Origin of the sequence: Leptospira neocaledonica, from assembly GCF_002812205.1 — a bacterium.
Classification (GTDB): domain Bacteria; phylum Spirochaetota; class Leptospiria; order Leptospirales; family Leptospiraceae; genus Leptospira_B; species Leptospira_B neocaledonica.
Map to the genome: position 1 here is coordinate 481,852 of NZ_NPEA01000001.1, position 25,194 is coordinate 507,045.

Here is a 25,194-nt window from a genome sequence, read left to right on the forward strand (position 1 = left end):
ATATTTTTATTATACAATAATTCATAAACAATAACAATCAGCTCACCTTTCTCCAATTGACAATTATCAAGGCCGTTTTGAGGGAAGAAGAAGTCGGATTCCTTGCCTTTCGACATTCCAATCTAAATGTGGAATTATCCTTCACGGAAAAACCGGAGAGATCAAGAATGAGTTCTTCAGAACAAAAATATAACGATACGATCGTCAAAGGATTTTTGATATCGGGACTGGTCTGGGGTCTGGCTTCCATGCTTGTGGGAGTATGGATCGCTTTCCAAATGGTGTATCCCGAATTAAATTTCGGACCATACTTCACATTCGGCAGGCTGAGACCCTTACATACGAACGCAGCGATTTTCGGATTTGCATTGAGTATCGTATTTGCAACAGGCTATCACACGGTGCAAAGACTTTGTAGAGTGAGAATTTGGAGTGATAAACTTTCTAATCTTCATTTATTCTTATACAACCTTTCGATTGTAGCAGCTGCAATCACTCTACCTTTGGGCTTAAACCAATCCAAAGAATACGCTGAGTTAGAATGGCCATTGGATCTTTTGATCGTAGTTTGGTTTGTAGTGTTCTTGATTAATTATTTCGGGACCATCTTCACCCGCCAGGAAAAACAACTTTATGCAGCGATATGGTTTTATATCGCTTCATGGGTGACCATCCCGATCTTATTTATTGTAAATAACCTTTCTATTCCGGTAAGTTGGATCAAATCCTATTCCGTTTATTCGGGAGTGTATGACGCAAACATACAATGGTGGTATGGGCATAATGCTGTGGCATTCGTTCTCACCACTCCATTCTTAGGGATGATGTATTATTATCTTCCTAAACATATCAAACAACCTATCTACAGTCACAGACTATCTATCATTCATTTCTGGAGTTTGATCTTCCTGTACATTTGGGCAGGCCCTCACCATTTACTTTACTCTCCTCTTCCAGATTGGTTACAAACCACGGGTATGGTATTCAGTATCATGTTATGGATGCCTTCTTGGGGAGGGATGTTGAACGGATTTTTGACCTTAACTCAGGCCAAGGAAAAGATCAAAACGGATGCAACCTTAAAGATGCTTTTAGTCGGGCTCACATTCTACGGTATGTCCACATTTGAAGGCCCACTTCTTTCTATCAGAGCAGTTAGCGGTTTAGGTCATAATACGGATTGGATCATCGGTCACGTTCATGGAGGAACTCTAGGTTGGGTAGGAATGATGTCGTTTGCGGCGATTTACTACTTAGTTCCAAGATTATGGGATACAAATCTATTCTCCGAAAGATTGGCTAACGTTCATTTCTGGATCGCTACACTCGGTATCTTATTGTATATCGTATCCATGTGGGTATCCGGAATCAGCGAAGGATCCATGTGGAGAGCGGTAGACGAAACAGGCTCCTTAAAATTCCCGAATTGGGTTCAGATCACGGAAACATTAAAACCTTACAGATTATTTAGGGGGATCGGCGGGGGACTCTATCTATCAGGAGTTGTATTAATGATTTATAATGTTGTCCGCACCATTATAAACTCAGGCTCCGGATATAAGGAAATCGATCCAAGGATCGGATTAAAAGAGGGGAAAACTGCATGAATTGGTTCGACAAATTATTGGATTGGTTCTCCGGTTTTACGGACCAGTGGGAAAAACATGGAGTAAAATTCACTTTATACACTACGATCGCTATCTTGATCGGAGGATTATTTGAGCTGGTCCCGCCGTTTTTTCTTACAAAAACCGCTGAACCTATCCAGAACGTAAAGCCGTATAACGCGTTAGAACTAGCAGGAAGAGATGTTTATCAGAAAGAAGGATGTAATAACTGCCACACTCAGATGATTCGACCTTTCAAATGGGAAGTGGATCGTTTCGACCCTCAGCATTCTTACGGAAAAGACGGATATTCCAAAGCGGGAGAATATGTTTACGATCACCCATTCTTATGGGGATCCAAAAGAACAGGACCTGATCTGGCTCACGAATCTCAGATCCAATCTTCTGCAGAATGGCATAAGACACATTTGATCAATCCTAGAGATACAGCCAAAGGTTCTATCATGCCTGCTTATCCTTGGTTATTCGAAGAGTCTTCTATCATTGATGCTTCAAAGATCGCTGATCATATGAGAGGCCTCCAAAAGATCGGAGTTCCCTACACGGAAGAAGATATCAGCTCCGCTCCTACTCTATTGGCAGGAAAAACCGCCGGCGATGCTCTCATCGCCTACCTGCTGAAATTAGGAAGAGATACCGCCGAATTGTCCAAAAGTTTACAGTGAGGTAACAATGGATCTAGATACATTACAAATTTATAAATCTTTAAGACTTCCGATTCTGGTCCTTTCCATATTTACGATTATCTTATACGTATATCGAAGCTCAAGAAAGGAAAGAATGGAAAAACCTAAATTTAGAATGCTGGAGGAGGATTAAAATGAGCGACCCAAACAAGGAATTCGACGGGATCAGACAGGCAGATAATCCTCTTCCGGAATGGTGGAAATGGGTTTTCTTAGGATGTATCATTTTTTCCGGGATTTACGCAGTATATTTCCACGGATTTTCCAACTGGGGAACAAGCGAGTATTACGCGGCCCAGATCCAAGAATACGAAAAAGAATTTCCGAATCGTAACGTTGCAGTTGAGTCCACTGATGGCTCTAATCCTTTCAGAGGAAATCAAGACGCTATCAGTATCGGACAGAAAACATTCCAAACCTATTGTGTCGCCTGCCATGGCCCAACGGGAGAAGGTTTAGTAGGCCCAAACCTTATGGATAAAGAGTGGTTACATGGAAATACAGATTTAGAACTTTATGCAACCGTAATGAAAGGAATTTCCGTAGAAAGGACAAAGTCAGGCAGGGGACCAATGCCTGCGCATGAGAATTCATTAGGTTCCGAAAAAGTTTACCAGGTGCTTGCTTGGTTAGCCTCCAGGAATCCGGAGCTAAAATCTTCCAAATAAGTTTAACCGTCTCAGAGAATCAATAGGAGGAGCAATGATCATTTCAAGGCCAATGCAAGGAAAGATAAGGACCGCCAGAAATTACGTCCAGGTATTCTTGGTTCTTCTCTTTTTTATAACTCCTTGGATTCGCTGGGACGGATTTCAAATTATCCGATTGGATATACCGGATAGAAAGTTTTTTCTATTCGGTCATATTTTTATTCCTCAGGAGGGATACTTTCTTCATTTATTCCTGATCGCAGCAGGACTTTGCCTCTTCTTCTTTACTACTCTAATCGGTAGAGTCTGGTGCGGATGGGCCTGTCCTCAAACAATCTACTCTGATATTTTTGATTGGATAGGAAGAAGGATCCAAAATTCTAAATATGGAAAACAAGACGCAAACCGTGCATTGGTAATTTTAACTCATATAGCTTGGATCTTAGTCGGCTTTGCTGCATCTTTCGCTTGGATCTCTTATTTTTCAGATCCATACCAAATGATCACATATTTCAAAAATCCTAATTTAGATTTCCCTACTTGGTTTTTATTCTTAGGATTTTTTACATTCGCGATGTATGCAGATATAGCATTCATACGGGAACAATTCTGTAAATACGGTTGTCCGTATGCACGTTTCCAAACAGTGATGATGGACAATCATTCCGTTAATATCACTTACGATTACACAAGAGGAGAGCCTAGAAGAAAGGGGAAAACAAAGGTCGGGGACTGCACAGCTTGTAATATGTGCCTTGTAGTATGTCCCACAGGAATAGATATTAGAGACGGAGCAAATCCTTGGTGTATTGCCTGCGGAAAATGTTCAGATGCATGCACAAAACAAATGGGCAAGGAAAATAAGAAAACACTGATCGGATATTGGTCAGAAAACCAGATCTCCCAAAAAGGATCTTCTATCCGTTGGATCCGTCCAAGAACCATTATATATGCACTTTCCTTAATACTTACAATTTCTTCTATTGGAATTTTATTATCAAACAGAGTTCCACTCTATCTCTCCGTTCTTCCGGACAGAAATATACAACCGATGTTAATCCAAGATGGGATCGTTCGTAACTTTTACGAAGTACAAATGCAGAACCTGACCTCTAAAGATAGAATTCTAAAATTTGAAATAGAAAATTCTGATCTCCAAGGAGAAAGAAAGATACTCGTTGGCGGAACGGAACAAGCCATAGTAGAGCTAAAGGGTGATTCCGAAGAAAGATACAGGCTATTCATAGAACTTAAAATAACGGAGCAGGATTCTAAAAAAAGAAGCCACGATATCAAGCTAAAAGTAATCGATATTCAAGATTTAGAATATTCTAAATCTGAAACAGTTCCGTTCCTACTTCCGGTATCTATATCCGGATGGAAATTACCAAATGATGAGAGGATAGTCCATGGACGTTAGTTTAAAAAGAGCATTTTGGGTGATCAAGATCGCATTTCTGGCAATATTTGTAGCTACATTTTACACGGTAAAACTTGCATTAGCTGGCCATACACCCGCTATCGACTCCAATTATTACGAAAAAGGGCTCAAATATGAACAGTCGATTCTTTCCCAAAGAAAAATGATAGAAGCTGGCTACGGATTCCAGGCGGATTGGATCCAAAATCCTAATTCAATGCGATCAGGAAAGCAAGAGCTACAGTTGGAATTCAAACATTACGGGCAAAAGATCAAAGGTGCTCAGATCCAAGTCCAATTGGATAAAACCGCGACTGAAAAATTTAATGAGACAATCACCTTAAAAGAAGGAACTTCGGGAAAATACCAAGGAACACTCTTTGTTCCCTTCCCAGGAGAATGGAGAATTTCAATCTCCGCCAAAATTCCAGAGGGAACCTTGGAAAAAACCGTAACCGTTAAGGTGACCCCTTGAAAGTATTAGAAAACAAAACATTATGTTTTCATTGTAATACCGAGATAGAAGGGGTATCCATACACAGAAAGGAACAAGGATTAGAGAGAGAATATTGTTGCAATGGATGTGCGGAAATCTCTCATCTATTGTTAGAAAACGGACTGGATCAATTCTACCAGATTAGAGGAACCCAATCCCTAGAACCGATCGATACGTATGCTCCACAATTTTCTCCTGAAGAATTGGACAATGAATCCGTATATTCTGAATATTTAGATAAGAAGAATGGTTCGGACTCAAATGTATACATCACCGTTACAAATCTACATTGTTCTGCCTGTGTATGGTTGATAGAAACTGTTCTCACTAAAACAGAAGGGATCCGAGAAGCAAGGATCAATTTTGGAACAGGAAGACTTAAAATAGGATTCGATCTTTCTAAGATTACCCTCGGGAAAATTATCAAAACAATCGAAAGTTTGGGATACAAGGCCAAACTGTATTCTCCACTTAAAGCGGAATCCAAGGTGGAAAAACCATTTCAAGAACTAAGCACTCGAATGATAGTCGCGGGTTTCTGTTGGGGAAATATCATGTTATTCTCTGCCAGTCTCTATGCAGGTTATTTCGAAGGAATGGAATTAAATATTAAAAATTTATTCCATTATATTTCCTGGATATTTGCTACCCCAGTTTATTTTTACTCAGGCTATCCTTTCTGGAAAGGAGCCTACGAATCCTGGAAAAGAAAACTTCTTGGAATGGATACATTATTATTCGCAGGGGTAAGTCTCGCTTACTTCTACAGTATCTATGTAAACATTTCCGGAAAAGGAGAGGTTTATTTCGACTCTGTTTGCACCATATACTTCTTCATATTACTTGGAAAATATTTTGAAGCAATGATCCGCTACAAAGCAGGAACAAAAATCGGAGAATTACTCTCTCTTCTGCCAGAGGAATACGAAGTTTCTAAAAAAGGAAATTGGTCCAAACAGTCCTCCTCTTCGATTGAAAAAGGAGATATAATTAAATTATCCTTGGGAAGTAAGGCCCCAGTAGACGGGGTCTTAGAATCGGAGACCGCATTTTTTGATGAATCCGTTTTGACCGGAGAAAGTAAACCGATCCGAAAAACCATAGGAGCGGAGATCAAAGCAGGTTCAGTTTCACTTTCCACGGATATAAAATTCAAAGCAAAAGGAAATACAAATGAAAGTTCACTCGCTCAGATCGGCAGAATATTAGAAGATTCTTTATTAACAAAGCCGAAAATCCAAAGAAGTACGGATAAACTTGCCGCTGTTTTCATAAAAGTTGTATTATTTGTTGCAATCGGAACATTTATCTATTGGTTTAAGTTTCATTCTACAGAAGACGCGATCTTGAATACGATCAGCGTTTTGATTGTAGCCTGCCCTTGTGCATTGGGCTTAAGCGTTCCTGCCGCACTAGTGATCAGCCATTTACTCCAATCAAAAGAAGGTGTACTAGTTAAAAATCCGGAGTCTGTGGAAATTTTAGCAAAAGCAAACCGTATCTTCTTTGACAAAACTGGAACCTTGACCACAGGCAAAATGGAATTGAGTGCAGAAAAATATTTTGTGATAGATGAAAACCTATCCAAATTCAGAGAGATCGCAATTCGATTAGAATCCAATTCTACTCATCCAATCGCAAAATCAATTATCGAAACTTTTGCATCGGATGCTCCAAAGTTTTCAGAAAATATTAGCAACGATAAGTTCAGAGGAGGTCCCGCGAGTATCTCCTCAGGCGGTTGGAGCTCCTACAAAGAAATACCGGGAGAAGGAATGGAGGCAATATTCCGAGGTAAAACTTACAGAATCGGAAAAAAAAATTTTGCCTGGGAAAATCGGCCGGAAAACGACGGGTGGGTTCATCTTTCCGAGAATGGTATCCCCTTAGTCGCTTGGGAATTTAAGGATAAGGCCAGAGTAGAGGCAAAAGAGGCCATCAAAGAATTAAAATTATTTTTCTCTAATATGGAAATTCTTTCCGGGGATATTTCTTCCAAGGTAGAGACACTTTCCAAAGAGCTCGAGATTCGAAATTATAAGGCAAATCTAACTCCTATCCAAAAAAAAGAAAGGATCTTAGAAGCACAATCTTCCGGAGAAGTGGTCCTTATGGTGGGAGACGGGATTAACGATTCTGCATGTATCGCACAGGCGGATCTGGGAATTTCCATGGGAATGGGCTCCGATCTTTCTTTAGATAAATCGGATATTATATTGGTAAAAAACAGATTAGATTCCCTTCCTAAATCCGTATTGATTGCCCAAAAAACAAGAAGGGTCATACTTCAAAATATTTGTCTTTCTTTAATTTATAATTCTATAATGATCCCGTTAGCGGCAGGAGGATTCATGCTCCCCGTAATCTGTGCGGGTTTTATGACATTAAGCTCGCTGACAGTGGTCCTAAATTCAATTTCTTTAAAACATAGGGTATTTACATGAACGCTTTGTATCTAACTATACCAATCGCACTCGTGATCTCCTTCGGGGCATTTTATGTATTTTTAATCAATCTTAAGTCGGGGCAATACGAAGATATCGAAGGCCCCAAGTATAGAATGTTATTTGAAGAAGACAAACAGGAAAAACCAAATTAGGAGTTTATTATGGAACTGATTTCCGCTATCTTATTCGGCTCTTTTTTAAACGGTCTAACAGGCTCCTTCCATTGTTTGGGAATGTGTGGCCCATTGGCGGGAAGCTTGAACCTATCATTATCTCCGACTGATAAAAAGGAAAGTCCGGTTCTATTACAAATTTTATATAATCTAGGAAGATTAGTCTCCTACTCCTCAATCGGATTAGGTTTTGGATTTTTAGGGAAAATCACAAATCAAAGTTTTTCCCTATTACTTCCCGCTCAAGAATTCGCTGCCTGGTTCGGAGTGGGTTTTATCTTACTCTTTGGAGTTTCCATTCTATTCCAAAAAGACTGGACCCAGAATCGATTTTTCTCCAAAACTTTTTCTAAAGTAGGATCCAAACTTTTAAAAATGAGGGAAAACAAAAGCCCAAGCAACAGATTGGGAATTGGATTTGTTTTCGGCATGTTAACCGGGTTTTTACCATGCGGAATCTTATATCCCGCATTCGTGATGGCATTTGCAACCGGCTCACCTGCATTCGGCGCATTAAGTATGTTCTTCTTTTTTTTAGGGACCTTCCCCTTACTTTTCGGATTCGGCTTAGGATTCAGAATAATCTTGCTAAAGTTCGGAAAAGATAAACTCAAACTCGCAGGTTTTACGATCATTCTTCTTTCAATCTCTCTAATGTTATTCAGAATGAATCATACTCATCAACATTCCGAAACGGGAGAAACAATGAAAGAAGGTAGTCATCATCAACACCACCATTAACTTTTAAAATTCGGAGAAGTCTCTGGATCTTTTTTCTGGGAAGCGGTACCATCTTTGTATGGCTTCTGAAACTAAAAACCACTTAGTATTGTCCTCAAAATGACTGGGAGATCCAGGCACAAAATATACTTTCTTAATAAAGGTTTCTATCTTAGAAAGAACAGAACGATTCACTATCCTTCCGGCAAAATCGAGTTCACCTAAAATATTCAGCACGGAAGCATTTAAGAACTTACCGTCATATTCCTGAAGACCATTCCCAATCAATATCAGGCTTTCTACAGTAGAGTCAGAACTTCCTGCAGCCCGGAACATTCTACCCGCAATGGAAGAAGAACCTATATAAGAAATTTTTAAAGAATTGGCGCCTTCTATATTTTTAATCTGTTTTGTGATTTCGGAAAGACGATCCGATAAAAGATTGATATCGGATCGATTGGCGTGTATTTCTTTTTCTTCTTGGGTCAATAAACCTTTTAGAAAAAGAGTAGCAACTCCCCTTTCATTAAGAAAATTCCTCATTTTAGAAAATCGATCCGCAAATTTGTCTTCTTTCTCATCCAGAACCAGGACAGCCAAAAAGACCGCCTGGCTCGGGATAAAAAGTTCTGCTTTCAAGCGAACCCGATTTACTTGGAAATCGAGAGTATTTTGAAGATCATACCTGACCATTTTATAAAACTTTAATTTTCAATTATAAAAATGATCGTACGTTTAATCTAATAAACGAAGAAGTGCCTCTTTATTCTTGATTACTATTTTTCTTTTATCTATTTCCACCCAACCTCTACTTTTAAAATCTGCTAAGGCGCGAACTAATGTCTCCGTAGTCACACCTATCATAGATGCCATGATTTCACGAGTAAAAGGAAGATCTTCTTCCGAGTCCTGGGATTCCGATAATTGTAACAAAAATTCCGAAAGTTTTGCATGAACCTGACGAGTTCCCAAAGAGTAGATCTTATTTTCAGATTCCACCGCTTCTATCGTAACTTGCCTGAACACTGAATTTTGAAATTCGGAATCAGAGTTTAAAAGTCTGCGAAGTTCTTCTTCTTCCACAAATAAAACTGTGGATTCGACAAGTGCAACCGCATGATGCAGATAATTTCCACCTATGGCAGCATCTCTAATCCCGACCCAATTTCCTGGATGATAAATTCTGAATGTATGCTGTTTTTCCCCGGAACCGGAAGTTCTATATGATCGAATGGAACCGGTCTCTACTATATAAAATCCGTTCGCTTGCTCTCCTTGAGAGAACAAGATCTCGTTTTTGGAAATTTTCTTGCGAGTGAAATTAACTTCATGGTGGTGGAGAAGATTTTCATTCGGAAAAATTTCCCTTGGTAAAACTCGATTTGTTTCGGTTGCGATTTTTACTGCGCTGGTCATGGTTTAAGTCCCTTTTATATCTCGATGGTCTTACCATAAGTGAGAATAAAGCAAAGGTCAAGGGCCGACGGGAGATCCTACCAATTAGGGCGGTTTCCTGCGGATTTCCAGGGTGAAAATTCCAGGACCTTAACCTCATTATTATACTTCGAATTCGAAAACTTCCCCTCTCTCAGGGATTTTTGTTTCCCAACCATATACTTTACGGATCCGATTTCCCAAGATACGACTGGCATCCTCTTCCCCATGAACAATGAATACTTGTTTAGGAGCTATTTTTATCTTGGATAACCAAGAGACAAGTTCGGACTGATCAGCATGAGCGGATAATCCGTCTATATTTTGAACATCACATCTTACCTCATGATATTTTCCTCGAATCTTAATCTCAGTATCTCCTCTTAGCAACTTATTGCCTCTGGTCTCTCTTGCTTGGTAGCCTACGAATAATACTAACGAGTTAGGATCTCCTAAGGAATGTTCCAAATAGGAAAGAACTCTACCTCCCGTAGCCATCCCACTCCCAGCGATCACAATTTTAGGACCTTTTTTATTAGCTATTTTTTTGGTCTCAAAAGATTCGGTGATGCAGATTATATCCTCTTTCAATTCGGATAATTCCTCTTCCTTTAGCTTATGCCATTCAGCGCCATAAACATTAAATAAATCTAAAACTTTGGAACCCATAGGAGAATCCATATAGACAGGAATATTAGGGATCTCGCCTTCCTTCATCAATTTCCAAATCAAATACATAACTGCCTGGATCCTTTCTACTGCAAAACAAGGAATGATAATAGTTCCTTTGGAAGTGGAAAATTCGTGAATTAGCTGAGCCAAACGTTTAATCGGATTTCCTCTGTGTATCCGATTCCCGTAAGTGGATTCTATTAAGATAATATCTCCTTCTTCCGGTTTTTCCGGAGGAAATAAAAGAGGGTCCTCTTCTCTTCCGATATCTCCTGAAAAAATAAGGGATTTATTTCCGAGTTTCAACTCAATGAAGCTCGCTCCCAAAATATGTCCATTGTATCTAAAACGAAATCGTATATTAGGTTCTAAATCAAACCATTCTCCTAATTCTACTGAATGAAATAGTTCGACCGTTTTTTCGGCATCATCGCTATCATATAATGGAAAAGCAGGCTTATGCTTGGAATATCCGCCCGAATTTGCGAGTTCAGCATCTTCTTCCTGTAATTTTGCACTATCTTTCAGAACTATATTCGATACATCTAATGTAGGTTTAGTACCGAATATTTTCCCCCTGAATCCCTTTTTAACTACTCTCGGCAAGTAACCGCAATGGTCTAAATGGCCATGTGTAAGAAGAATATAATCTATTTCCGTTGGGAAAAATTGGTCTGAGTCCCAGTTTAGAAGCCTTAACTTTTTCTCTCCTTGAAAAAGTCCACAGTCGACAAGGATTGTTTTACCGAAGGCTTTTATAAGGTATTTAGAACCGGTAACAGTTCCCACTCCTCCTAAAAATTGAAGACTAACGAAACGTTCGTTCTGATTCTCCACTTACATTTCTCCTTTTGATGGACTTTTTCCGAACTTACCGGAAGGAAAAAAGGATAAGTAAATTTTTTCCTAAGTCAATGGCAGAGATGAGATACGGGGAAATCAGTTCTTAAACGGCAAAATTACAGGGTAAAAAATTAGAGAAGTTCTTTAATCTTAGAGATATACTTCCTTCCAACCGGAAGTTGTGTTTCGTCCTCATCTTTTAAATGAACGGAATAATTTCCCATATTATCACTTTGTAGATGAGATAACTTTTCTAGATTGATTATGTATTGTTTATATATTCGTAAAAACTTAGCAGGTGGAAGTTTTTGCTCCAGACTTTTTAAGGACTTGTAAGTCACATATTGCCTTTTTTCCGTGTGGACCACGCTGAAATTATCTCTAGACGAAATATAAATAATTTCTCCGTAAGGAATGAGAAAATGATTTTCCTTTTCTAAAATAAAAAGTCCGTGTTCGTTAAAAACATTCTTGGAAGGTTTGTCCGCCTCATTTCCCAAGATTTCCAAAGCTCGATCCACTGCCTTAAAAAATCTCTCTTTAGAAAATGGTTTGAGAAGATAGTCGATCACGCCGAATTCGAATGCTTCGATCGCTTTATCTCTTAGCGCAGTGATAAATATGATATAAGGTGGGTTTTCCAGTTTTTCTAAAATATCCAAACCGGAACGGATGGGAAGATTGATGTCTAAAAATGCGAGATGAAATTCTTCGTTCTGGAGATACTCCAAAGCTTCTTCGCCGTCTTTGGCTACTTTTACTAATTTTAATTCAGGACGAGCTAAACAATAATTTACAAGCAATTCCCTGGTAGGCGCTTCGTCCTCAACGATAAGTGTTCTCCATTCTGTCATTGTTTCTAATTTTTCGCGGATTTAAAACCGATCGTGACGATGGCTCCACCCTCCGGATGATTTTCGATCCTCACTTCGGAATCGTAAAGATAAAATTTCAGACGTTCAGAGATGTTTGCAATACTTCTAGAATGAATATTTGCATCGCTTAATCCTTTCCCATCATCTCGGATAGTCACTAAAGTTTTTCCGTCTTGGATAGAAGCTTTCACGCTGATTTTTCCCTTTCCTTTTCGATCTCTTAAACCATGTATATACGAATTTTCTACAAGAGGTTGTAAGGTCAAAGGTGGAATCTGGCATTGTTTAAAATTACCCTCTTTTTCGGACTCAACTTCCAAAAAGTCGGAAAATCTGAGTTTTAATAATTGTAGATAGTTTTCCATAAATTCCCATTCTATATCGAAAGGAACGAGCTGCAGATTTGCCTGATCCATTAAAAATCTATAATTATCAGCAAGCATTAATATGGCGGAATCCGCAAGCCCAGGATTTGTCTGCAAATAAGAGTGAATAATGCTCAATGTATTAAAAAGAAAATGGGGGCTCATCCTATCTTGTAGGATCTTCAGATTATTCTCCGCATGCCTAGCCTTCTCTTCCGTTTCTTTTCTTTCCGTGATATCATTACGGATAGCCAGATATTGGTAAGGTTTTCCGTTACTATCCAAAATAGGGGAAATAGTCGTATCCACCCAATAATATCTTCCGTCTTTTGCTTTGTTCTGAATTTCCCCCTTCCAAATTTTTCCTTTGGAAATTGTCTTCCAAAGATCTGTAAAAAATTCCTTAGGATGATAACCCGAGTTGATGATACGATGATTATGCCCCAAAAGTTCGTCCCTAGAATATCCGCTGATATCGCAGAAGTTTTGGTTCACATAGATGATTGTTCCGGCCTTATCCGTGATTGCCACGATAGAAACCGCGTTAAGTGCAGTTTGAAAATCGGAAAGTTCCTTTAAGGAACTTTTTAGCTCCCTCTCAATTTCCTTTGTCCTTGTGATATCCACTCCCACAAACCAATTCGTGGAACCAAACAGGGGAAATTCTGAAGAAATATTGGAAAGAGAGACTAACTTTAATTTTCCTTCCTTAGAGATTAGATCTAATTCCCAATTTTTAAAATCCGAGTTCAGAAACCCTGGATTAAATCCGGAAGATTCTCCTTCTTCTTTTACCTGTATCAAATTTTTAAAGGAGAAGTTTGGATCGTTCAAAATTTCTTCGGAAGAAAATCCTAAAACTCTTTCACATTCATGGTTCCAAGAAACAGGCCTAAGATTCTCATCCAAGGAAAAGAAGAGGATAGGCATATTATCCAAAACTTTTTTCATTCTAACTTCGTTTTCCATAGGCCTTGAAAATTCCTTATAGCCGAACCCGGCTTTTCGGAAAATTTTACCGAAGAACAAGGGCTATTTTCAAATTAAAAAATAACCCTTGTTTTTTCACTATTTCAATTTTTCAGAGAGTATACCATTCAACTTTAGGAATTGGCTAATACCAAAATATCTTCCACTTCTATCGTATTCTTGCTATAACCGTTCTCACTCGCACGGATCATTGCAAGCCCGAGTTGTTTCAAAGTGGAAACACGTTTTGGGAAAATCGTTCTTAAAACCGGGAAAGACCAACCAATATACTTATAAGCGGACAAAGTGTTTTTTGCTCCAGGAGTCGGATGCATATAACCTGGACGGAAATTATACACTTTAGCAAAAGGAAGTTTTAATAGATCATTTTCCGTTTTACCTTTTACCCTCGCCCACATAGTTTTCCCTTTCTCAGTGCTATCCGTTCCTGCCCCCGAAATATAAGAAAAACTCATATTAGGATTTAAAGAAGCCAAGGTGCTTGCCACATGCAATGTTAATGTATAAGTGAGTTTAAAAAATTCTTCTTCATTTAATCCTATAGAAGAAACCCCCGAACAGAAAAAGCAGGCGTTATATCCTTTCAATTTATCTTTGATCGAAGAAATATCCGAAAAATCTGAATGTATGATTTCCTCCACCTTTGGATGATTGATCCCATAAGGTTTTCTGTTCAATAGAAGTATCTTTTCGACATTCGGATCTTCTAAACATTCCAACAAAACCCCTTCTCCCACCATTCCTGTAGAACCTGTAATGATTGCTCTTAATTTCATTTGATTACCTCGCACTCGCAGTATTTTCTTCCAGCTGACTAGATAAGATTGGATCTTCTTTGGCGGACTTATAAGGAAGTTTAGGCCACCAAATTGCATAATCTTTTTGTAAATCAGGCTCTACACTTTCTCCAGGCTTTGGAGTGATCACAGTGACAGCAAGTTCTTTAGATTTTTCTAAAACTCTTTCCACAGGTTCCGTCCACCCATGAGACGCAAGAGCAAATAATCCCCAATGGATCGGAAGGAGAACCTTTCCTTTCAGTTGGGTATGAGCGATCACCGCTTGCTCAGGCCCAATATGCCAATCCGGCCAAGCTTGGTTGTATTGACCTGTTTCAATCATAGTTAGATCGAATGGCCCGTATTTTTCTCCGATCTCTTTCATTTTAGGAAATAAGCCGGTATCTCCGGAAAAATAAACCCTATGTTTAGGTCCGAGCAATGCATAACTGGACCAAAGTTTTTCATCATTGTCCAAAAGATATCTTCCTGCAGCATGTCTTGCGGGTGTACTTACTATTTCCAAATTCTTGATCTTCTTAGTATCCCACCAATCCAGTTCTATGATTTTTTCTTCGGGAACTCCCCAATAGGAAAGATTCGCTCCCAATCCAAGCGGAACCACAAATAACGTGTTCCGGTCTTTTAGTTTAGATATTGTCCCGAAATCCATATGATCGTAATGGTCATGAGAAATTAAAACAATATCTATCTGAGGAAGATCTTCCAAAGAGATTAAAGGAGGATACCATCGTTTAGGACCGATCCAAGATGAAGGAGAAGTTCTTTCCGACCAAACAGGATCAGTTAATATCCGAACTCCATCCAATTCTATCAAAGAAGAAGAATGTCCAAACCATGTGACTCTTAAACCGGATTCAGGTAATTTAGAAAATCTTGATTTTTCCACATAAACCACTGGAACAGGATCTTTAGGACTTACTTCCGGACTCGGACTGAACATACTTCTTAAGGCTGACCAGAAATAATTAATCAGAGGTTGGGGATTTACGAATTGTCCCTCTTTCCATTGAGGAGACCCTTGCATCCTGACGAGTCTTTCTCCTTCTGCTTTCTTACCCAGGGCCTGGCAGGTATAAAAAAAGGATCCAGCTAAGACAAAGATCAGTATCGGGACCAACCATTTTCGGGAACGATTCACATTCTTCATTCGTTTTTATATCCTAGTTCAGAAACGATCTCCCGGGATCACCGACAGATTTTATTCTTACATTTTTGACAATTTCATTCGATATTGTCAACATTTCAGACCTGAGAACTTTTATAAAGTTGACATTTTTTTATAAAATTGTCAAATAATCTTATGACCCGAAAGGCAGTCCTTGGGGACGAGGAAAGAAAAAAGGAAATTTTAGATGCTGCCTTATATTGTTTTCTCCAATTCGGATATTCCAAAACTTCCATGGACGATGTGGCCAAACAGGCAGATCTATCTCGCCCTCTTCTCTATCTAAAATTTAAGAACAAAGAAGATCTTTTCCAAGGGATTTTCGATTACACCCTAGCAGGGAGTTACGATGAAACGGAGAAAGTTTTGTACCAAAATATTTCCCCGAAAGAAAAGCTCATCCGTGTATGTGAATTGAATCTGATAGAGCCTTGGGCTAAAATAGAAGGAAGGCCAAAAACAGCAGAGTTTTATGAAACCTGTTCTAAATTATCTCCGGAAAGCACCCAGAAATACGAAAAGCAAATCGTCAAGTTCGCAGAGCGGATATTAGGAGACAAGAAAACAGCTGAGGTGTTTTTCCTGGCTTTGGAAGGACTTTCCGCAGACCTTCCAAAAACGAAAGTTTTGCGTAAAAGAGTGGAATTACTCTGCGAAAGATTTTCACGTTAAGAGATATTTTCAGTTTTCAATAATTTTCCGACCTTTCCGGGTCGAAAATTACAATCACGCTACGTCTTAGGATTTAGCTCTTGCCAATAAATCGGGGTATTATACCCTGCAGCAGACTTTTTGCTAGAACTCCTAATGACCGAACTGAAATTTATCATTCCATCTAATTTACACAGATTTGTCTCACAAAAACTTCTTATATTCTGCCTAGTTTTTTCCTTTGGCAATTGTGAGAGAGCTTCCTGGATCGCGGAGGATTCCATTTTATCCTTAAATGGAGAATGGGAATTTATCTCCGACAATAATACAAATCCTGATTTCAAAAAAGGAACTAAGATCACTGTTCCATTTGATTTTAGTTCGGATGATGTTTATCAAAATTTCGACGGATGTATTTCCATACGTCATGCGCTACCGGAGAAGGTCCGCGCATGGATGAACCAACAGACTTCTGTCGCAATCGACTCAGGTCATAGTTCGGACTTTGCAGAATTTTATCTAAACGAAACTTCTAAATTAGGCCTGATAGGAAAAACGGGAAGAAGAGATCCTTATCTCTCCGGACAAGACGGTAGAATTGTATCCGTACTTCCCGCAGGTGCATTTCGTCCAGGCGGAGAAAATTATATCTATGCAAAGATCTGTAAGATCCCAGGGAAACCTTTTCATTGGAGCGGACCTAAAGTTTCTTTAGGACTTTCAGAATCCATTTTTAAAAAATTCGGGTTAGAGTTGAGTGTCGCATTCCTGCTCGCCGCTGTTTATATAAGTGTTGGACTCTATCACCTACTTTTAGCAGTCAGAAGGCCGAGTGATATATTCAATTTATATTTCGGATTGTTCGCAATCTTCTTCTCAATATTCCATCTAACCAATAATTCCACTGCGGAGATACTTTTCGGTTCTCATAGGCAGCTGCAGTCCAAGGTGGATCAATTCTCCTTGATGATGTTCATCGGAAGCCTCCTTTTATTCATTGCAAGATTCTTCCAAGGAAAACATCCAAAATTCGCCATCTATTCCGCCGCTCTCTACGGATTAGTAGGCTTTCTAGATATATTCGTAAATCAGTATATTCGAGATTTATTACTTACAATCATTGCAGGATTGACAGTAGTTTTTGTTCTTCCTTATATTTCATTTATTACGGGAAGATCCGCCTGGAAAGGAAACTCGGACGCAAGATTACTTTTAGGTGGAGTGGCATTAATCGCTCTAGGCGGTGTGCACGACTATGCAGTTACAAATAGACTCATTAATTCCGCATTGATCATGCCTTTTACCTTTCTTGCATTCATTTTAGGAATCGCATTCATATTGGCCAACCGCTTTGTCCGAGTTCATAATGAGGTGGAAGAGTTAAATGCGAGTCTCGAGGAGAAGGTCCGACAAAGAACAAATGATCTCCAAAAAAGCCTAAGTGAGATAAAGGAACTCAAACACCAACAAGACGGGGATTATTTCCTAACTTCCCAACTAATGCAACCATTGGCCGGAAACTATGGACATAGTGATATAGTAAGAGCGGAAATACTTTGTCGCCAAAAGAAAAGATTCCAATTCAGAAATTGGCAAGGAGAATTGGGCGGGGATTTATGTGCGGTATATTCCTTAAAATTGAAAGGAAGACCTGTATTAGTTTTCTTTAATGGTGATGCAATGGGTAAATCCATGCAAGGTGCCGGCGGAGCTCTCATCATGGGAACCATCTTTAAAACTATAGTTACGAGGACCCAAAACACTTTAGAAATGCAGGAACTCTTCCCGGAACATTGGCTAAAAAGATGTTATCATGAACTGAAGAGTGTATTCGTTTCCTTTGATGGAAGAATGTTGATCTCCATGGTAGTAGGCATCGTGGATGAAGAATCAGGTCTAATGTATTTCGTGAATGCAGAACATCCGCAAGTTGTGATGTATAGGGACGGAAGAGCGGACTTTCTTTCCGAAAACGGAATGTTGAGAAAAGTAGGAGTAGAAGATCCGGATGAAGTATTCGTGGTTCAAACACTACAACTTAAACCGAATGATGTCATCCTAATCGGCTCTGATGGAAGAGACGACGTTCAACTCGGGATCAATGAAGACGGAAACCAAATCATCAACGAAGATGAAAGAGCATTTATAAAAGATGTAGAAGAAGCAAAGGCCGAACTACTTCAAATAGAAGCTCTAATCCGATCCAGAGGAGATATCATAGACGACTTAAGTCTTGTCAGGATCTCTTACAAGGAGGAAATGACCTCAGTCGCCGATATTCTGGACGATCCTTTCCATAACCAACAAGCTCCGGATGCAATCTCCGAAAAATCAAATCGCAGGAAAGCGCTCAGAAACGCAATCGAAGAGAAGGATTATATCTACGTCGGATCGGAAGGTCAAAAGTATTTGGAAAAATATCCGGATGATAGTACTGTCTATCTTTGGGTTTCTTATGCGCTTGCAAGACTTGGAAATTATGATAAGGCGATCGATTTCGGAGAAGTTCTTCTCATGAGAGATCCGACCCATTCCAAAAATCTGGAACATTTAAGCAAACTACATTATAAAAATGGAAATAAACTAAGAGCAGAGGCTTTATTAGCAGCATCCAAGTTTAAACAGGGTTAGGATCTTTTAGCATACTTTTCAGGATGGTCGTTACTTCCAAACGACAGCTTCCGCATCCCGTACCGGCACCTGTCCTTCTTCCTATGGCCTCCAGAGTTCTTTCCCCATTCTGGATAGCCTCTCTGATATTTCCTTCTCCTACTCCATTGCAAGAACAGACCACCTTTCCTTGGAGAGGTTTCATCATCTCTCCGTCGTTCAGAAGATGTTTTCTGCGATCTCCCAACTCAATTCCGGAAGAAACCCAGTCTTTCATTCTACTAAAGGAAGATTTGTCTCCGATCAGGATAGCGGCAACCAATCTGTCGTTTCTGATAATACATTTTTTATAAAAACGTTTTTTACGATCTAAGAATATAATCTCCTCGAATTCTCCCCTTAACTCTTTAGGAATTTCCATTGGAATATCCGGAAGTCGAATAGTAGCCAGTTCCAATCCGGGAATTTTCAAGATATGAGCATGTAAGGAACCGGTATATTCATTAAACGCGTAACCGAATAGATGTTGCGCCGCAATCTTTGCCTGATCATCCACAGCGGAAATATTGCCATAAGTTCCGGTTTTATGTTCTGCAATTTCTCCGATGCAGTAAACATCAGGATCACTGGATCTTAGAAAGGAATCCACAAGGACCCCACTACTACAATCCAATCCTCCTTTGACTGCGATCTCAAAATTCGGCTTAGTCCCGATCGCAAATATGATCCCATCCGGTTCGATAAAATTTCCGTTCGTAAGCTGGACTCTGGAAATTCTTTCCGTCCCCTCTATTTTAGAAATTTCACATTCAAATATTAATTCGATTCCTCTGGAGAGAATCTCTTCTTTTAAGATGTCTGCTCCAACAGCGTCCAATTTTTGGGACATCAGACGATCGGATCGAACAAGAACGGTTACTTGTACGCCCACACCTTTTAAGGCTGCGGCAAGTTCTAATCCTAAAAGCCCTCCCCCTACGATCAACGCATGAGATTTAGGAACAAAAAATCCTTTGATACGATCCGCATCAGATTTACTTCTTAGGCTGAATACTCCCTGCATTTCAGGAGGCACCTTTGTGGGCCAAACAGGAGAACTACCCATAGCAAGCACAAGTTTATTATAAGAATATAATGTTCCTTCCGTGTCACGGACCTTCTTCCCTTCGGTATAGATCATCTGAACGGATTTATTCGGAAATAGGTCTAAATTCCAAGATTTAACTTCTTCCGGATCGAGAGGCATTAAATCATCAAATTCCTTCTCCCCTCCAATATAATCGGGAAGAAGTACACGGTTATAAAATGGATCTTCCTCCCTGCACATTACCGTGATATCGTCACCGGGAGCAAGGTGACGATATTGTTTTAAGAATGCATAAGCAGCAGTTCCACCGCCTACGATTAGTATTTTTTCTTTAGATTTTTTATAAGGAATAATACGTACTGCAGAAATTTTAAAACCGGGTTGTTTGGAAAACGGATCCGAAGCAGAGCTTGTAAGATTATTAGATCTGAATATATCTGTTCCGTTCTTTCTCCCCCAATGCATCGGTAAAAAAACAACACCTCGTTTAATAGATTCAGTCAGAAGAGCTTTAGCACGAACAGATCCTCTTTTGCTAGAAACGGTCACTACCATCCCGTCTTTGATATCGTATTTGTAAGCGTCGTCCGGATGTATTTCTAAAAAAGGTTCAGGTCGATGTTCTCTTAATTTTTTGACCTTACCGGTTCTAGTCATTGTATGCCATTGGTCTCTGATTCTACCTGTGGTAAGCACCAATGGAAAATCTTCGTCCGGTTTTTCGGAATCATCTTCGGATCTTACCGAGTGTATCCTCGCCTTCTCACTTTTTCTATAAAACTTTCCATCTCCGAATAATCTTATATTATCTGAATGTCCCTTTTGAGGATAAGGCCATCTTACAGCTCTATATTTACGAATTTCTTCATAATCTAAACCTAATATATCGATCTTGGTCCCTTCTGTTAATTTACAATGTTCTAAAAAAATTTCTTCCTCATCTTCATAATGGAAAGAAGGAGCAAATCCCATTCTTTTTGCAAAATCCTGTATAATCCAAGAATCCGCTCTCGCTTCTCCCGGAGGCTCTAAAATTTTAGGAAGAAGGGAAATACTCCGATCGGAGCTTGTCATTGTACCCTTCTTCTCCGCCCAACCTGCCGCAGGCAAAACAAGATCCGCAAAAGGAATTACACTCGAGTCCGCAGAAATATCCTGGACTACTACAAACTCGGCTAAACGTAAACCAGACTCGGCAGCCCTCACATCAGGAAGACTAACCGCAGGGTTTGTGCAGATAATCCAAATAGCTTTCATCCTTCCGGAAGCAAGCTTCTCAAAAATTTCAGTCGCACTATACCCTGGAATCTCTGAAATAGAATCCACTCCCCAAAATTTTGCGACTTCCTTTCTATGTTCCGGATTTTCCAAATCTCTATGCGCGGGGAGAAGATTACAAAGTCCGCCAACTTCTCTTCCTCCCATCGCATTAGATTGCCCGGTTAAAGAAAATGGACCGGCTCCTGGTTTTCCAATCTGCCCTGTAAGAAGAGAAAGATTGATCAGAGCTAAATTTTTATTTACTCCTACTACACTTTGATTCAAACCCATGGCCCATAGGCTGATAAAACCTTTCGCTTTTGAAATGTACTCCGCAGTTTTATAAATTAAATCGGAAGAGATCCCGCAGATTTCTGCTGCCTTCGGAACTGAAATTTCGAAAACCTTTGTTTTTAATTCTTCAAAACCTTCCGTATGGTCCTGGATAAATTTGGGATCTACCCAATCCTTCTCTATTAGGATTCTTGCAATTGCATGAAATAAATAAATATCAGTTCCTGGATCTATTTGCAGATGAATGTCTGCATGTTCACAGGACTCGGTCCTACGAGGATCCACAACGATCAATTTAATGTTCGGATTTTCTCTTTTTCTAGCCTCAATCCTTCTGAATACGATCGGATGGCACCAAGCGGGATTTGCACCCGCTACCAAAAAACAATCCGCGAGATCCAGATCCTCGTAACCAACGGGGACGGCATCCTCTCCGAACGCCATCTTATATCCTGTGACTGCAGAACTCATACAAAGTCTGGAATTAGTATCTATATTATTTGTTCCTAAAAAACCCTTAGTTAACTTATTTATAATATAGTATTCTTCCGTCAAAAGTTGTCCGGAAACATAAAAACCGACGGAGTCAGGACCGAACTCTCGGATAAAACTTTTAAATTTTTCCGCAGCCAGATCAAGTGCCTTGTCCCAACTTGTTCTTTTTAAGGGAGCAAAACGGTCCTCCCTCATCATCGGAAATAAAAGCCTATCCGTTCTGTCCATGACAGAATAATGCAAATTCATTCCCTTAGAACAAAGTATCCCTCTGTTTGTAGGATGATCCGGATCCCCACTTACGGAAATATCTAATGGTCCGGATTTTTCCACCCTTAGGCCGCAACCCACCCCGCAGTACGGACAGGTGGTCTGAAAGGTTTCAGGGTTTTGCATACTCATATTCATGCAATTATCACGCCAAATTCTGGATTATTTGGAAAATGGACCAAATAGGGGCTTTTGGAATCTGTTTTCCAAGAGGTATGGCTCTTATACCCTTAGATCCCAGGCAGTTTGTGTAAAATATCTGCAATGTAGTAGCTTCGACAAAATGACCCTTGACAATATTCACTGCCCTAACCGGAAGAAAAGCCAAGAATATCTGCTGGAATCAAGATTCAAAGTGATCAGAAACGAATTGCCTTTCTTTTTTAGATCTGGCATTTATCCTGCATATAAAGAAATGGTATCCCTTGGATACTGACGGGTCCCCCAGGCTCGAACCCAAAAGATGAAAGAGAAGAACGAGCATGAAATTTTGTTTTTTTTCTATTCCCAAGCGGATTTTTTAGAGGAAGTCTGGGCGGAATATAAAAGATCTCCCGCAAAACTTTCCTGCTTAAACCTTGTGAATTGGATCTTTGCCGCATTTCCAATCTACGAAGACATTTCTAAACTTCTCCCTTCCGTGATCTCAAAGACAAAACAGATTTCCGAAAATGGCCACGATCCTGATTTTTCTTACGAATTAAAAAAGGTAGATATAAACGTAAAAACTCCAAGCGAATTAGTTTCGATCTACAAAAGAGTTTTTGAAAGCAAACAAACGGATAAGAAGAAGTCTCTCCAAAACAGTAAATACTTCTGGAATCTGCAAAAAGAGATCCAAGAAGGAAGAAAAGGCCCAATACTCGTTTCACTTGAAGAAACCGCCAAGAGTATTATTCGTTTTAATAACGAACTGGAACTGGAATTGATAGAACATTACGGATTCAATTTCCGCAAAAAACTGAATATAGACATCATTACATAATCAGCAATATTCATGCCAAAATATAAATATTTTCAGAAACAGAGAATTTTTATGCAAATTCAGCTCCACGGTAAGAAGTCGAAGATACTACAAAAGTAATCCTCCTAGATATTGCATATAAATTCTACAGTACGACCGCTATTTAAGCTAACATAAAAGAACAAACTCGATCTAACTCACTGCAGATTGATCTAATTTGCCAATTTCTTCAACATAGATATATTTTTAAACTATTGGCACAGTAATTGCTATATGTTTTGGAAAGATACTTTTACTGTGGGCAACTACCGAATGTACATTATCCCGAAACTAAAGTTTAATTTTCTATTTCTCTTAATAACTATCGTTATTAGTATTCCTATGTATTCGGAAGAAGAACCGAGCAAAAATGCGAAGGAAACAAATCAAAGTAATCCGCCCTCTTCTTCGGATACGAACAAGACGGAAGGTCCTGATCCAAAAACTAAAAAACAAGAGCCAAAGTATAATTCTCCCTGGAAAGGAAATATTCCGGTTGATCATCTCAGAACACTCTTAGTCACTCCGGAACAGATGAAGGACACTCAGAAGTCGGATTTGTTTTGGCTGGATAATTTAAAATTGGGAGTTTCTCTTCGCCCTAGATTCGAATCTAGAGAGAATCCGGACTTCAACAAAAAGACGGATGATTATAGTTCTTTTGTAGGTCAGAATACTCAACTTTGGTTCTTATTCGATCCTTCTCCCTATTACGCTATTAAAGTTACTGTGCAAGATAGTAGACTATGGGGAGGAAGCCAGACTCCTCAGAATGCCGGCAACTGGACGTATGGACTCAGCACCGGCGCCGGTACAACTTTGACTCCGACTACTTCTAATAACACGAATATCAGAAACAATACGGATATTAGAGAAGCTTATATAGTATTCAAAAAAACTGATAAACTTCCCGTTTCCGTTTTGGTAGGTAGACAGGTATTCGCCTTTGGAGATCTGAAAATTGTAGGCCCATTAAACTGGCTAAATACAGGGTTTGCATTCGACGGGGTCAGATTCGTGCATGATTCTCAGTGGTTCAGATCACATGTATTTGGAACAATCTTATCCAATCAATACGATGCTCCCTACGGATTAACTACGAGTAATGGAAGATCCAAGGGTTCGATAGATCAAGCTTACTTTTTCGGCGCTTATAATACGATCAAGTTAGGAGAAGAAGCTCATCTAGATCTATATATGTTTGAAGTTTCTAAAAAATGGATCCCTAACCCGAACCCTACGGACTTCGATAATCGTTTAAAACAAAGAGACGATCTATTAACCACAGGTATTAGATTTACCAATAGAACCAATAATAACCTTTTACCTGCCGGAAAAATCTGGGATTGGACGATCGAATCAGCCTGGCAGTCTGGGATGACTGGAGACAGAGTAAAGGCAGATTGGGATGTTTTAGACCAAAAGGCAGCTAACGGTAAAAATATTTATACGGAGAAGGTGCAGTATGATACAAGACTTCTCTCTTTGGATACCGGGATCAAGATTAATGATTGGATCCGCTTAGGTTTAGGGTATACGTATGCATCCGGAGATCCGAATAGATCCGATTCTAAGGTAGGGACTTGGCAGAGTTTATTTCCTCAAATCGCAGGTTCATTTCCGAATTGGAATACTATGAACGGCCAATCCTTAATGGCTGGATTCGAGAATATAAAGTCATATTCGATCAGAGCGAATCTCAAAACGGAATACGGGATGTTTGTATTTGCAATCTACGATACCCAAAAGGCAAATCTACAGGATGCTTGGTATAAGGTTTCGGGGGTTCCGAATACAGGAGCAAGTACAGAAAATTATTCCAACGACAAGTTCTCTTACGAGAATTCCAGATTAGGAAGAAGGTTATTCTATCAATACGATTTCACTTGGATCTATAATTACACTGAATCCGTCTCAATCTGGATGGGGTTTTCTCTTGTGAAAGCTAAAGAGGCAATTGGAAATGAAAGAACGAATCCGTTTGCTTCTGATCCAGAGAAAAGATACACATTCGACGATACTTCTAAATTCTTTTATCTCATGGTCTCCGCCTCCCTATAAGGCAATCCTTCCTTGGGAGGGGTCGAAGTTTCGGCCTCTCCTTTCTTTTTTTTTTGGATAGGCGTATATCTAATCCATTCTCTAGAATAAGTTAGA

Annotated in this window: 21 protein-coding genes; 13 read left to right on the top strand and 8 right to left on the bottom strand. The window is 39.4% G+C overall.

What is annotated here, in order from left to right:
• The first annotated feature begins 167 nt into the window (after positions 1-167).
• From ccoN to CH365_RS02245, 9 genes are read left to right on the top strand one after another with little or no spacing between them, the layout of a single operon-like run.
• Positions 168-1,607 (top strand): cytochrome-c oxidase, cbb3-type subunit I, encoded by a 1,440-nt coding sequence (ccoN, locus tag CH365_RS02205; RefSeq protein ID WP_100767027.1) that lies wholly within the window; start codon positions 168-170, stop codon positions 1,605-1,607.
• Entirely contained in the window at positions 1,604-2,293 is a 690-nt protein-coding gene (ccoO, locus tag CH365_RS02210) for a cytochrome-c oxidase, cbb3-type subunit II (RefSeq protein ID WP_100766956.1), read from the top strand. Before ccoN ends, ccoO begins: the two co-directional genes overlap by 4 nt.
• A 7-nt stretch (positions 2,294-2,300) precedes the next feature.
• On the top strand, positions 2,301-2,447 hold the full coding sequence (locus CH365_RS02215; protein ID WP_020768294.1) for a cbb3-type cytochrome c oxidase subunit 3: 147 nt from the start codon (positions 2,301-2,303) through the stop codon (positions 2,445-2,447).
• 1 nt (position 2,448) lies between these two features.
• Positions 2,449-2,982: a cbb3-type cytochrome c oxidase N-terminal domain-containing protein gene (locus CH365_RS02220; protein ID WP_100766957.1), complete on the top strand. Its 534-nt coding sequence runs from the start codon at positions 2,449-2,451 to the stop codon at positions 2,980-2,982.
• 34 nt (positions 2,983-3,016) lie between these two features.
• Entirely contained in the window at positions 3,017-4,384 is a 1,368-nt protein-coding gene (gene ccoG, locus CH365_RS02225) for a cytochrome c oxidase accessory protein CcoG (protein ID WP_100766958.1), read from the top strand.
• On the top strand, positions 4,374-4,859 hold the full coding sequence (locus CH365_RS02230) for a FixH family protein (protein WP_100766959.1): 486 nt from the start codon (positions 4,374-4,376) through the stop codon (positions 4,857-4,859). The genes ccoG and CH365_RS02230 overlap by 11 nt, the downstream gene beginning before the upstream one ends.
• A complete protein-coding gene (locus CH365_RS02235) occupies positions 4,856-7,324 on the top strand; it encodes a heavy metal translocating P-type ATPase (protein WP_100766960.1) in 2,469 nt (822 codons plus the stop codon). Before CH365_RS02230 ends, CH365_RS02235 begins: the two co-directional genes overlap by 4 nt.
• On the top strand, positions 7,321-7,479 hold the full coding sequence (gene ccoS, locus CH365_RS02240; RefSeq protein ID WP_100766961.1) for a cbb3-type cytochrome oxidase assembly protein CcoS: 159 nt from the start codon (positions 7,321-7,323) through the stop codon (positions 7,477-7,479). Before CH365_RS02235 ends, ccoS begins: the two co-directional genes overlap by 4 nt.
• A gap of 9 nt (positions 7,480-7,488) precedes the next feature.
• The gene (locus CH365_RS02245) at positions 7,489-8,241 is read left to right on the top strand and encodes a sulfite exporter TauE/SafE family protein (RefSeq protein ID WP_100766962.1); all 753 of its coding nucleotides are present in this window, start codon (positions 7,489-7,491) and stop codon (positions 8,239-8,241) included.
• A gap of 3 nt (positions 8,242-8,244) precedes the next feature.
• On the opposite strand, the gene CH365_RS02250 is transcribed toward CH365_RS02245, so the two are convergent.
• The 7 genes from CH365_RS02250 to CH365_RS02280 form a co-directional block, all read right to left on the bottom strand.
• Positions 8,245-8,859 (bottom strand): dienelactone hydrolase, encoded by a 615-nt coding sequence (locus CH365_RS02250; RefSeq protein ID WP_244282948.1) that lies wholly within the window; start codon positions 8,857-8,859, stop codon positions 8,245-8,247.
• A 96-nt stretch (positions 8,860-8,955) separates the two neighbouring features.
• Positions 8,956-9,636, bottom strand: a complete 681-nt coding sequence (locus CH365_RS02255) for a Crp/Fnr family transcriptional regulator (RefSeq protein ID WP_100766964.1) — start codon at positions 9,634-9,636, stop codon at positions 8,956-8,958.
• A 141-nt stretch (positions 9,637-9,777) separates the two neighbouring features.
• The gene (locus CH365_RS02260) at positions 9,778-11,163 is read right to left on the bottom strand and encodes an MBL fold metallo-hydrolase RNA specificity domain-containing protein (RefSeq protein WP_100766965.1); all 1,386 of its coding nucleotides are present in this window, start codon (positions 11,161-11,163) and stop codon (positions 9,778-9,780) included.
• A gap of 137 nt (positions 11,164-11,300) precedes the next feature.
• A complete protein-coding gene (locus tag CH365_RS02265; protein WP_100766966.1) occupies positions 11,301-12,023 on the bottom strand; it encodes a LytR/AlgR family response regulator transcription factor in 723 nt (240 codons plus the stop codon).
• 5 nt (positions 12,024-12,028) lie between these two features.
• Complete coding sequence (locus tag CH365_RS02270; RefSeq protein ID WP_100767028.1) at positions 12,029-13,378, bottom strand: PAS domain S-box protein; 1,350 nt, start codon at positions 13,376-13,378, stop codon at positions 12,029-12,031.
• 134 nt (positions 13,379-13,512) lie between these two features.
• Entirely contained in the window at positions 13,513-14,175 is a 663-nt protein-coding gene (locus CH365_RS02275; RefSeq protein ID WP_100766967.1) for an NAD-dependent epimerase/dehydratase family protein, read from the bottom strand.
• 4 nt (positions 14,176-14,179) lie between these two features.
• Entirely contained in the window at positions 14,180-15,349 is a 1,170-nt protein-coding gene (locus CH365_RS02280; RefSeq protein WP_100766968.1) for an MBL fold metallo-hydrolase, read from the bottom strand.
• A gap of 153 nt (positions 15,350-15,502) precedes the next feature.
• Between CH365_RS02280 and CH365_RS02285 the strand changes: the two genes are divergently transcribed.
• Together CH365_RS02285 and CH365_RS02290 are read left to right on the top strand one after the other, a co-directional pair.
• A complete protein-coding gene (locus tag CH365_RS02285; protein ID WP_100766969.1) occupies positions 15,503-16,039 on the top strand; it encodes a TetR/AcrR family transcriptional regulator in 537 nt (178 codons plus the stop codon).
• A 135-nt stretch (positions 16,040-16,174) separates the two neighbouring features.
• The gene (locus CH365_RS02290) at positions 16,175-18,649 is read left to right on the top strand and encodes a SpoIIE family protein phosphatase (protein ID WP_100766970.1); all 2,475 of its coding nucleotides are present in this window, start codon (positions 16,175-16,177) and stop codon (positions 18,647-18,649) included.
• On the opposite strand, the gene CH365_RS02295 is transcribed toward CH365_RS02290, so the two are convergent.
• Positions 18,636-22,160 (bottom strand): nitrate reductase, encoded by a 3,525-nt coding sequence (locus CH365_RS02295; protein ID WP_208861144.1) that lies wholly within the window; start codon positions 22,158-22,160, stop codon positions 18,636-18,638. The two genes, CH365_RS02290 and CH365_RS02295, sit on opposite strands and share 14 nt — an antisense overlap.
• Before the next feature lie 337 nt (positions 22,161-22,497).
• Here CH365_RS02295 and CH365_RS02305 point away from each other — a divergent pair, with 337 nt between their 5' ends.
• Positions 22,498-23,019, top strand: a complete 522-nt coding sequence (locus tag CH365_RS02305) for a hypothetical protein (RefSeq protein WP_100766973.1) — start codon at positions 22,498-22,500, stop codon at positions 23,017-23,019.
• A gap of 291 nt (positions 23,020-23,310) precedes the next feature.
• Positions 23,311-25,098 carry an alginate export family protein gene (locus CH365_RS02310; RefSeq protein WP_100766974.1) on the top strand — a complete coding sequence of 596 codons (1,788 nt, stop codon included), beginning with the start codon at positions 23,311-23,313 and terminating at the stop codon, positions 25,096-25,098.
• Positions 25,099-25,194: the final 96 nt, after the last annotated feature.